The sequence below is a fragment of the uncultured Ruminococcus sp. genome (assembly GCF_934476685.1).
Classification (GTDB): domain Bacteria; phylum Bacillota; class Clostridia; order Oscillospirales; family Ruminococcaceae; genus Hominimerdicola.
Genome location: NZ_CAKSNX010000023.1, coordinates 1 through 11,375 on the forward strand (window position 1 = coordinate 1; position 11,375 = coordinate 11,375).

Annotated in this window: 9 protein-coding genes; all 9 read left to right on the top strand. The window is 43.7% G+C overall.

The genetic code is table 11. The annotated features are described in order from the left end of the window. A partial coding sequence (locus Q0E19_RS11255; RefSeq protein ID WP_294409626.1) for a DNA adenine methylase occupies positions 1-606 on the top strand: 606 nt, incomplete at its 5' end. Positions 607-615: 9 nt separating this feature from the next. Next, positions 616-882: a hypothetical protein gene (locus tag Q0E19_RS11260; protein ID WP_294409627.1), complete on the top strand. Its 267-nt coding sequence runs from the start codon at positions 616-618 to the stop codon at positions 880-882. Then, positions 879-1,295 carry a DUF3846 domain-containing protein gene (locus Q0E19_RS11265; RefSeq protein WP_118124958.1) on the top strand — a complete coding sequence of 139 codons (417 nt, stop codon included), beginning with the start codon at positions 879-881 and terminating at the stop codon, positions 1,293-1,295. Before Q0E19_RS11260 ends, Q0E19_RS11265 begins: the two co-directional genes overlap by 4 nt. Before the next feature lie 108 nt (positions 1,296-1,403). Continuing rightward, the gene (locus tag Q0E19_RS11270) at positions 1,404-2,312 is read left to right on the top strand and encodes a hypothetical protein (protein ID WP_256321021.1); all 909 of its coding nucleotides are present in this window, start codon (positions 1,404-1,406) and stop codon (positions 2,310-2,312) included. 76 nt (positions 2,313-2,388) lie between these two features. Continuing rightward, complete coding sequence (locus Q0E19_RS11275) at positions 2,389-7,536, top strand: SpaA isopeptide-forming pilin-related protein (protein WP_294409628.1); 5,148 nt, start codon at positions 2,389-2,391, stop codon at positions 7,534-7,536. Then, a complete protein-coding gene (locus Q0E19_RS11280; RefSeq protein ID WP_294409629.1) occupies positions 7,536-7,874 on the top strand; it encodes a DUF3852 domain-containing protein in 339 nt (112 codons plus the stop codon). The genes Q0E19_RS11275 and Q0E19_RS11280 overlap by 1 nt, the downstream gene beginning before the upstream one ends. Positions 7,875-7,887: 13 nt before the next feature. Further along, positions 7,888-8,586, top strand: a complete 699-nt coding sequence (locus Q0E19_RS11285) for a hypothetical protein (protein WP_294409630.1) — start codon at positions 7,888-7,890, stop codon at positions 8,584-8,586. A 12-nt stretch (positions 8,587-8,598) separates the two neighbouring features. Beyond that, positions 8,599-9,999, top strand: coding sequence for a DUF3991 and toprim domain-containing protein (locus Q0E19_RS11290; RefSeq protein WP_294409631.1), 1,401 nt, complete (start codon positions 8,599-8,601; stop codon positions 9,997-9,999). A 132-nt stretch (positions 10,000-10,131) separates the two neighbouring features. Further along, on the top strand, positions 10,132-11,375 hold a 1,244-nt coding region (locus Q0E19_RS11295; RefSeq protein WP_294409632.1), incomplete at its 3' end, for a type IV secretory system conjugative DNA transfer family protein.

An 11,375-nucleotide genomic window follows, 5' to 3' on the forward strand; every position in this document is an offset into this window, starting at 1 on the left:
AGACTCAAATACAAGCTTAGGTATGTGCTTGATTCAAGAGAAGATTTTGAATACTTAGCTATACTTCACAAACGTGGCATTTTTCCTAGGCTTTATGATGTTGACAGAGCGGCAAAGTTTTATCAGCTTATACGTTACAGCTATGCAAGCGGTCTTGACAGCTTTGCAAGTCAGCCGCATTCGATATGGTCTGACTTTCCGATGATAGATCTGGCGGCAAGACGATTGCAGAAAGTAGTGGTTGAGAACAAAGATTTTGAGAAACTCATTAAGCAGTACGACAGACCCGTCAGCTTTTTCTACTGTGATCCGCCGTACTTTGCTACTGAAAATTACTACAAGGACGTGGGATTTAAAACAAAAGACCATATTCGACTGCGTGATACGCTTTTGGATATCAAGGGCAAGTTCTTGGTTTCATACAACGATTGCCCCGAAATACGGGAGATATGGCATAAACCAAACATTCACATTGAAGAGATAAGCAGGCTGAACAATTTGGCACAGCGGTATGACGGCGGCTGTCAGTATGCAGAGTTGCTCATATCAAATTATGACACAAGCGAACGTGCGAAAGCTATCAAACAGCTTTCGCTTTTTGATTAGGAGGTTTTTATGAAGAAGATAATATTGGCACAGGTTTTAACAGCAAAAGGCAAAACAGAATTTTCAGGGCTTTATGACAGGCACGGAAATGCTGTAACGGTAGAGGTCGAACGTGACAGCAGCGGTGTTTCACTCATCGTATGGCAGAACGAGCAGAAAAAGCAGAATTTTGACTGTGGGATATCCGAGGAAGAGATACAGCGTACCTGTGCAATGTTTGATGACTGCGACGAGTGTCCGCTGAAAGAGTATTGTGAAAGTGAGGCAAAAGAATGAGGATACTTGTGTTTGAACCTCTGAAAGAACCGTATGTGAAAGATATCGAGGACGATATCCAGGCAATGCAGGAAGTAGTGGGAGGAAGCATTGAACCTATATATTTTGAGCAGACAAATGACGCACTTTGCTGGTGTAATGATGAGTTTCTGCTGAACGGCTCAAAGCCTAACAGGATAGTAGGAAACACTCTTGTTCATGGCACTTTCTATATTTCGGGCAACTGTCTGAACGAATACGGCGAATGGGACTCTTGTTCACTTACCGATGAGCAGATCGAAAAGTACAAGGAGCAGTTTGGTCATATGCTGGTAGACCTGCCGGGTATAGGGCTTGTGGCTGTTAAAGAAACAAAACCCGAAGTGATCGGACCGCTTGAAGAATTTGATGAAGGACCTGAGCTAATTATATAGTATGCCAAATCTTATGCTGTGTAAATTGTCACAAAGGCAGAACTTTTGCAAAAAGGCTGGATATATACAAAAAGGTGTGATATATTGCTTGACAAGGAGCGTGATGATATGAAAAAAGCGATATATATTTCAATACTTTGCACAGTAATGCTGACTGCCTGCGGCAATGTATCGGAGTCCGTAGAAAGTGCAGAAATCTCAGCTGTGAACCAAACTACGGTCACGGTAACATCGGTAAAGGAAGAAAAGGATACAAGCGAAACCGCAACTACTACACGAAAGAGTTCGCAGACGGTATCCGAAACTTCCTTAGCTAAAACAACCACAAAAAGTATGCAACCACCGCAGGAACAAATCAAACAGCAGAGTTATCCTCAGACAGTAAAGCCGCAGGAAAACACACAGGTCAATACTACTCAAAAGCCTGCGGTAACAACTACACAGCAAAAGCAGACTACCGCAAAGCAAACCACAACAGCTCCGCCAAAGCCTGTGACCACTACGCAGAAACCGCAAACAACTACTCCGCCGACCACAAAACCGCCCGAAAGCACAGTAACATGGTCTGATACCATGAAAGCATGGAGAAAGCTGTGTGAGGGTCAAAGCCTAAGCGGTGATGAACAAAATCTCATAAGATCTGAAATACTTGAATATGCCAAAAACTTCAACGGCAAAAGAGATATCCATGTAAGCTTTGGAATAGATGAGTATGACATATCTTATGCGAATCCGATCAATATGACGGTGCGAGAGGACATGACCGACCTGTCATATGCTCACATGGACGCATATGCTGACTCAGACAGCAAGTGGCTGATAGATCATGCAGAAAATGAAGAAGAGATCTGCAGCATAGTCAGTGAAACGAGAGAAAACTGCCTGCACGTCATAGACTACGGACTGTTCAACAGGTGGGAGATATACAGCGGCAATAATGCCCTCAAATATGCAAGCGATATTGAGTTTAATGTAGGCTTTGACGGCACGGCAATATGGTTTCTTACGGAGGACTAAAAACAACTGAATAAGCAGGGAAAAGAGTCGAAAATTCGGCTCTTTTTTCTTTGCAAAAAACAAAGGAGTAATACAGATGAAGATAAGAAAAATATTAAAACGCTGCACAGCGGCAATGCTTGCGGCGGCAATAGGAATGACTACGCTGGCGGCGAATGTTTCCGCAGCCACATCGGGAGTATCCATAGGATACACTTGGAACAGCTCGGTCAATCCAACTATCAAAAACAGAAAGAACGGAGTAACAGGAGGAGTAAGCGGACAATATATCAAAGCCGGAGAACAAATATGCAGATTCAGTCCCTCATCAACTTCCGACTGGGCGTTTTGTATCGAGCCTGCAAAGTCAATGCAGGGAGCAAGCTACAAGGACTGGTATACTCAGAACGGCTTTACAAAGTATGATACCTTTGACCTCTCGGATAAAAACAAGGCGGACAGCTTTGCATATTGGAAGTCCATAGGCGGAACAGACGGACCAATGGCTAAGTATCTCGGACTTGTGCAGTATTACGGCTATTCAAGCCACAAAACAGGTGACTACTATGCCGCAACTCAGTGCCTTATCTGGGAGCTGATACTGGGTTACAGAGGTCATACGCAGGCAGGCTTCGGAAAATGTTCGGATATTCTTTGGAATGATTTCACCTATCCAAGCGGTGGCTGGTGTACAAGATCGGGAGTTGAAAAGGCGTACAACGATATTGTGTCAAATGTGAAGGATCATTACAAGCTTCCCTCTGCTATGAGATCCACCAAAGCTCAGGCAAAGGACGAACCGAACGTTATGAAATACAACGCTGAAAATCTAAGATACGAAACAAAAGTGACTGTGCCCACTTCCTATGTCACAGCGTCAAGCCTTGCACATAATTTCAGCAGCCTTGAAAGCAAGCTTGGATCGCTGATAAAGTCTAAATTCAGCGGTACTTTCGGCAAGGACTATGGCCTTGAAACAGAAATGAGCGGCACAAATACTGTTTACACCATATGGTCAAAGGAAAGGCAGTTCACTTCAAGCGGCGACAGCAGTATATATGTTACGGAAAGTATCCCGATGCAGATGAAGAACAGCCTGAAAAAGCAGGAAACTTTGTTTGCCAACAGCTACTATCAGACCTGCCTGCTTTCAACAAGGCTCGACCCCGTTGTGGGATATGTGGGACTTGCGTCATACAATGAACCGAATCTTACCGTTGAAAAGACATACACAGATTCAAGCAATAATCAGATAACGGCGGCGGAGCTGAATAACCTTCTGGGCAAGACTACGTTTGTGGTTTCATGCCTGTATGACGGCAAAAAGTATTATGTTCAGGCTGATAAAAACAGCACGGGAATGGGATATGTTTTTTCAAAGTATGTGACTTCTGTCAGCGAGGCTACAAAGTTTAAGACCATTAAAAACACAGACGCAAAGGGTACTTTCACAGTAAACGATCTGCCCACCTCAACGTCAAATGGCAGGACATATACGGTAACGGAATATACAGTACCCGATGATGAAAGGTATGAGAAACTTTCTAAATCAGTACTTCTGCCCTCTCCTACAAGTGATTTTACTGCCAATGCTGGCACAAAAACGATAAAGATGAACAACAGCGAAAAGAATTACAATGCTAAATTTGGAACTGCGGTGCTTGACAAAACCATTCTCAACGGTGATGGAAAGGCTTTATCAAGCGATAACGAGAGCGACATCAAGACCCTCTCCGACATCTACAAGTCAACCAAGTTTATTGTGGGCTATTGGGACGAGGAAAACGGCAAGCCTGTTATGAGATATATCTCGCAGGGTCACAAGTCTGCAGAAAAAGCTTTTTCAGGCGATCTTAACGACCTTGACGGCTTTAATGGAAAGACCTACTCCTCAGGTGACGGCTGTTACTATGTGCCAACAAAATTAAACGCAAATCACGACCTCATATTCGATACCACTCGCACTACGACTGACTTTTCAAAGGCATATGTTTTCAGCACAGGCTCGAACTACAGCGGCTGTGACACCTGCGATCACTTCGGACAGCTTTTCTTTGATCTTGTACCTCTTGACAGCTCAGGCAATGCAAAGGAGCTTGTTTTTATCGAGATAAACGGAGCTAAAGGATATGGCTATGATGAAAGTCTTGAGGCTTCAAAAGCGTACAATCTGAGTACTATCAAAGATTCTACGGCAAAAAGAAATATCAGCGGCCTCATAAGAAACGATACAGGCAAGTCATATGCTCTGACCGATGAAAATGGGAAGAAATATATTCTCGGAGCAGGAAATCTTTATCCCATTTCATCAAACAAACTTGAAGATAACAGACTTCACAGCAGTGCTGAGATAGTAAATCAGCTTGTAAATTACAGCCTTGTGCTGACAAAGAAAAATGATTCGGGAGAAGTTCTCTCCGGAGCAAGGTACGGTTTGTATAATTCATCAAAAAAGCTGCTGAAAACCGCAGTTACTGACGACAACGGAAAAGCAAAGTTTGACTATGACCTTTTGCCAAACACCAACTACTATGTCAAGGAGATAACTGCACCCGAGGGATATGCTCTTAACAATGAATATCATCTTGTGAACCGTGCAAATACGGCGGTAAACGACCTTGATAACTTTCAGAATGCAAAGCTTTCGGATCACAATTATTCAGTAACGGACAAGCCTTTTACACTTAAGCTGGAGCTTAACAAATATGATGTTCTTAATGATATCAAGATAGAGGGAGTTACTTTTGATATTTCTCTAAATGGAAAGGTTGTAAAGAGTATTACAACCGATAAGAACGGCTATGCAGAGGTAAGCGGACTGGCTCTCGGCAAGCTTAACGGTGAAACTTTTGAAAATGTCTACACCGTTACAGAGCGTGAAAACGACAGGTATATCATGCTTGACGAGAACGGAGAACTGAGCCGCTCGTTTACAGTAACTACAACCCTTGCGGATATCGATGACAATACAGATCCCGTCATAACCTATACTGCGGATATTCCGAATACGCTTCAGCTTGTTGACCTGAAAATTCACAAGGTAGATGAGTTTGATAACCCCATAAAGGGCGTTGCTTTTGACATTGTGCCTACTCAGGACATTGCTTTTAACGGCAAGACGGTACAGAAAAAGGGCGAGCCTGTGGGTACTGTTGTGACAGATGAACAGGGATATGCCTCAAGCACCTACACAGAATATGAGACCGATGGAACACAGGGATATACAAAGACTATACCGATCTATCCGAACTTTGAGTATGAACTGGTGGAGGTTTCAGCTCCCGAGCCTTACGTTATATCTGCTGAGAACACAAAGTTTACGGTTAAATCGGATAAAGCCGATACTCTGACTATCCCTTATGAAGTGATCGTAACAAACGATGTTCAGAGAGGAACGCTTGAAGTTTTCAAGGCGGACAGCGAAACCAAGAAGCCCATTGAAGGAGTTGAGTTTGAGGTAAGAGCGGCGGAAGATTTCTTTGTCGGTTCGGCACAGCTTCACAAGCAGGGAGACGTTATATGCACAATGACCACAGACAGCACCGGTCATGCTGACACGGGAAACGCACAGATGTATGTGGGAGCAAAGTATACTCTTACCGAAACAAAGGCGGCAGAGGGGTATGTTATTGACTCAGAAAGCAGGACATTTGAATTCAATTACGCAGGCAACACAGCCGTATATTCAAAGCTCAGCATCGACCTTGGCAACGATTCGCAGAAAGGAAAGATATCCGTATACAAATCGGGCAAAGCATTTACAGGCGTGACGGCTCTTGGCAGTGCGATATCCGTTGACGAAAACGGAAATATTGAAGAAAGCGGTCAGACCATATACAAGCCAGTGTTTACGGAATGTGCTCTTAGCGGAGCGGTATTTCAGATAACAGCCGCAGAGGATATTGTTACAGCAGACGGAACAATTCACGCAAATGCAGGCGATGTTGTGACTGAAATAACGACCGACGAAAACGGCTATGGGGAAACTGAGCCGCTGTATCTTGGCAGATATGAGGTCAGAGAGATAAAAGCACCTTACGGATATGTGCTGAATAACGAACCTAAAGAAGCAGAACTGACATATGCGGGACAGGAATTTGAGGTGAGAGATACTGTGGATACAGAGTTTGAAAATGAATATCAGAGAGTAATGATAAGGCTTTCTAAGACAATGGAGAATGATGAGCTGTTCGGTATCGGCAGTAACGGAGAGTACAAAAATGTTCGTTTCGGACTGTTTGCCGCAAAAGATATCACAGCTTCAAACGGCACGTTGATCCCTGCCGGCGGGCTGATCTCTGCGGTGTCGCTTGATGAAAATATGACTGCTGTTATTGCAGAGAAAATTCCGTTTGGAAAGTACTATGTTCAGGAAATTGCCACCGACGAACACTATGTCCTTAACGGCGAAAAGTACCTTGTGACTTTCGAGTATATGGGTCAGGATATTCAGACCGTGGATATCGACTGCGGAGAGTTTGAAAATGTTATCAAGCGTGGCAGGATAGAGGGACATAAGACCGATGACAAGAGCGAACCCCTTGAAAATGCTCTGTTCGGACTGTTCAGAACGGACTGTACAGAGTTTACGGAAAGCAATGCCATAATGACAGCGATCTCCGATGAAAAGGGATATTTTGAGTTTGGAAACATTCCTTACGGCGAGTATGTTGTCAGAGAGATAAAAGCTCCCACGGGATATATTCTAAGCGATGAAAGCTATCCCGTAAGCATTTCAGAGGACGGCGAAGTCATTGAGATAACTGCCGAGAACAAGCCGATTACCGTTAAGATCTCAAAGCGTGATATTTACGGAAACGAGCTTAAGGGAGCAAAAATGCAGATCATTGACTCTGAGGGAAATATTGTTGACGAATGGACTTCCGACGGCACAGATCATATTGTAACTGAGCTTCCTGCCGGAGATTATACACTGAAAGAAATCGCCGCTCCCGACGGCTATGTAATTGCAACGGACATTAAGTTTACAGTCGATGTTTACGGCAATGTTACCGTAGAAAATGCAGATGCGGCAGCAATTGCGGAAGACGGTACGCCCATAGTCATAATGGTGGACGAGGCTAAGCCAAGCTTGCCTGACACGCCTCACACAGTCACAACAGACAACCCTCACACAGGTGTGTCATCAGACAATGGCATATGTATCTATCTTATGATCGGATCTGTAATGCTTTTGTCCTTAATATTTGCAATCAGAAAGAATAATGAAAGGAGAGATGTGTAATGAAGATAAAAAAGTCAAAAAAGAAAGCTATTGCATCAGCTGCAAGTGCAATGTGCTTTGCGGCAATGACATCAATAACCGCCTGCGCCTCGGGCGATGTGGCAGGAGCAGTCACAAGCACTTGGAACACAGCCAGATCGCAGATAGTGTCGGTGGTGAACAATGTTGTTTTTCCGTGCCTTGATGTTATCCTTGCGGTATTGCTGTTTGTGAAGATAGGTGCGATGTATATGGACTACCGCAAGCACGGGCAGATAGAATGGACTCCTGTTGCGATAATCTTCGCCTGCCTCATATTCACACTTACCGCTCCGCTGTATATCTGGTCTATTGTGTAAGGAGGTATGACAAATGAAGAATATTCTTATACTCGCCGTACTGTCTGCGGTGATCCTTACAGGCTGCGGAAATATCTCGCCGCCGTTCAAAGCCGAGCAGACAACGGTCACAACAGCCGCACCGACAGTAAGTGCGGCTGCCTCTTCGGAGGCTGAAAGTACCGTCGATGAAGAACAGGTAAAATATGATACCTTTATTGCGGAGTTTTTCGATTCCGATATATCCTTTGTGGATACAAGTGAATTGGTAACGGAAGCTATGAAAGGTTGTTCTTTTGATAATGAAACTGACGATTCAAATGGTGTGCAGAAGATAACGCTTAAAGACACAAACGGCGGTGGTTCTATTGAGGTGATGTGTATTGATCTGAGTAAAAGCGGTCTTCCTTACGATATGGAATATATCCTTGAAAATTTAGGGGATCATTACTTCAGGCAGACTGCTGCTCAGATGAACGGTATCACAGCGGACGATTTTGTGTCCGATTACAGAATGACAAGCAGCGTTGTATCAAAGGGAAAATATCAGCGTTATGCGTCGATTCAGAAAACCGATGGTATGGCGTCGCAGTTCGGGTACATTGAAACCTATGCTGTTCTTAGTGAAAACAAGCTTACCGTTTTGTCGGGTGCATTTCTCAGTTCGGATATGATGGAAAGGCAGAGTTTTTCGGGGCTGATGAGCAGATTTGCGGAGAGTGTGAAGTATTAAGGCGGTGATAAATTGCCATACATCCCATTCACAGACGAACAAAAAATCCTTGCCAACAGCGTTGACCTCGAAGAATTCCTGAGAATGCGAGGCGAGAAATTAGAGCGTGTTGGCAGAGAGCATAAGCTCATTTACTACGACAGTTCAGGCAAACACGACAGCATAACGCTCCGTGGTTCGACATGGTTTGACCATAAAAATCAGGTTGGCGGCGGAGCAATAAAGTTTATGCAGGAGTTTTATGGTATGGACTTTCAGACTGCGGTACAGGAACTGTTGGGACAGAGGGTAACTCCGCTGTCCCACAGTCCGCCGAAAGTATCGGCAAAGGAAGAAAAGAAAGAGTTCAGACTTCCCGAGACAAACACAAATATGCATAGGGTTTATGCCTACCTGATAAAGCAGAGGTTCATTTCTCCCGATATTATCAGCCATTTTGCAAAACAGCACACGCTTTATGAGGACAAGGAACATCACAATGCCGTGTTTGTAGGAATTGATGAAAACGGCGTTCCAAGGCAGGCAAGCAAGCGTTCAACAAATTCTTACGGCAATAGTTTCAGGATCACTTGTCAAGGTTCTGACACAAGATACAGCTTTGCACATTTCGGTGAAAGCAAAAGGCTCTATGTGTTTGAGGCTCCCATAGATATGATGAGTTTTCTTACGCTTTATCCGAAAGACTGGCAAAAGCACAGCTGCATTGCAATGAACGGAGTGTATGAAAATGCTGTGCTTGCGGCATTAAAGAATCATTCTAACTTATCGGAAGTAATTCTCTGCGTTGATAATGACGAAGGAGGGATCGAGGCCGTTGACCGCTTAAAAGATATTCTTTCAGAGAATGGATATACCGATGTGAAACGGCTTGCACCGAAGTTTAAGGACTGGAACGAGGTGCTGAAAGCAAAGAACGGGGTCAAAGCTTTACCTGCTGTTCCTCACAAGCGGAAGGAAGAATATCTGAAAGAAGTAAGCGAACTGGGGTATTTAAAATGCCGTCCCGATAAGCTGACCTCGCAAATCTATGCAACATTCAAAAACGGACAATACAAATATCTTGCCGAGTATGCACTTGCAGGCTCGGCGTTTTTTATTGATAAAAGCTGTGAAAAGGATATGTTTGCAAAGCTTAGAGCCAAGCTGAAAGCAGAGTACAAGCCGTACACAGATAAAGGCAAAATAGCCGCTAAGCAAAGAAATTTGCAGGAATGTGTTACAGCAGTAATGAAAGATCTAAGGCAAACAGCTCGTACCCGTGAACAATGTATAAATACAGCAAAACTCCTGTATCAGCTTGCGGATAGTTCTGTCAGGTTATCTGTTGAAGAAACTTTGTCTGAACCCTTGGCAGAACACATCGAATCTGAGGACATCGTTTCCGTACCTGAACCTTGTATGGAATTTGGTTGATGCGATACCCTCTGCCTCACGGTGCAATACCTTGAAGATAACAAACTAACTGTTCTTTTAAATACAGAAGAAAGCATATTTCTATGGATAGGAGGTGGAATTTTGAGTGAAAAACAAATTATTTTAATAGGTTTGCTTGTCGTGATTTTTGCTGCTTTTTTTATTGTCGTAAATTTACTTGACAACAAATCGCTTAACGGAATGAAGGCAAAAAAAGTCGGCAATGGACAGCACGGTACGGCTAGATGGGCGACAAAAGCAGAAGTCAAGCGAACTTTTATCTCTCTGCCATTCGAGCCTGATAAATGGCGTAAGGGAGAAAATCTTCCGCACAGCTCCAACGGAGATTTTATTCAGGGTACTGTGGTCGGGTGCAGAGGTTCTGGAAAGAAAACTGTTGCACTTGTGGATACCGGCGATGTCCATACTCTTATGATAGGAGCGGCCGGAGTCGGAAAAACAGCGTATTTCCTATATCCGAATATCGAACTTGCCTGTGCTTCGGGAATGTCTTTTATCTCAACTGATACAAAAGGCGATGTTGCACGAAACTACGGAACTATCGCCAAAAAGTATTACGGCTACAATGTTTCTGTGCTTGATCTGAGAAATCCTACTCGTTCAGACGAGAACAATATCCTGCATCTGGTCAATAAATACATGGATTTGTATTTGGAAGATAAGAGCAATCTTTCAGCTAAAGCAAAGGCTGAAAAATACGCAAAGATAACTGCAAAAACCATAATCAACATCGGCGGAGGTGACAGCTCAAACTACGGACAGAACGCATTTTTCTACGACGCAGCGGAAGGCTTGCTTGCCTCTGTTATCCTGCTTTTAGCGGAGTTTGGCGACAAGAACGAACGTCACATTGTTTCGGTTTTCAAGCTGATACAGGACTTGCTCGCAAAATATCAGCCAGACCCGAAAGCAAAACCTAAAATGTATTTTTCAAAACTTATGGACAGGCTTCCAAGCGAACACAAAGCCAAATGGCTTGCAGGTGCGGCTCTTAATTCCTCAGACCAGTCTATGCTGTCTGTAATGAGTACAGCGTTGTCCCGATTAAACAGCTTTCTCGACACAGAAATGGAGCAAATGCTCTGCTTCGGAACAGCTGTTGACGCTGAGAAGTTCTGCAATGAAAAGTCTGCTATCTTTATCGTTCTTCCCGAAGAAGATACGAGCAAATATTTTATGGTTTCACTTTTGATCCAACAGCTATACCGTGAGATATTAGTCATTGCAGATGAAAACGGCGGAAAGCTTAAAAACAGAGTTATGTTCTACTGCGACGAGTTTGGAACTTTTCCTAAGATAGAGGGTGCTGAATCTATGTTCTCCGCAGGACGTTCAAGAAAAATATCCATTGTGGC

Excerpts from the sequence above, each read along its gene's own strand:
- Q0E19_RS11260 (WP_294409627.1), top strand. The coding sequence starts at position 616 with ATGAAGAAGATAATATTGGCACAGGTTTTAACAGCAAAAGGCAAAACA.
- Q0E19_RS11265 (WP_118124958.1), top strand. The coding sequence starts at position 879 with ATGAGGATACTTGTGTTTGAACCTCTGAAAGAACCGTATGTGAAAGAT.
- Q0E19_RS11270 (WP_256321021.1), top strand. The coding sequence starts at position 1,404 with ATGAAAAAAGCGATATATATTTCAATACTTTGCACAGTAATGCTGACT.
- Q0E19_RS11275 (WP_294409628.1), top strand. The coding sequence starts at position 2,389 with ATGAAGATAAGAAAAATATTAAAACGCTGCACAGCGGCAATGCTTGCG.
- Q0E19_RS11280 (WP_294409629.1), top strand. The coding sequence starts at position 7,536 with ATGAAGATAAAAAAGTCAAAAAAGAAAGCTATTGCATCAGCTGCAAGT.
- Q0E19_RS11285 (WP_294409630.1), top strand. The coding sequence starts at position 7,888 with ATGAAGAATATTCTTATACTCGCCGTACTGTCTGCGGTGATCCTTACA.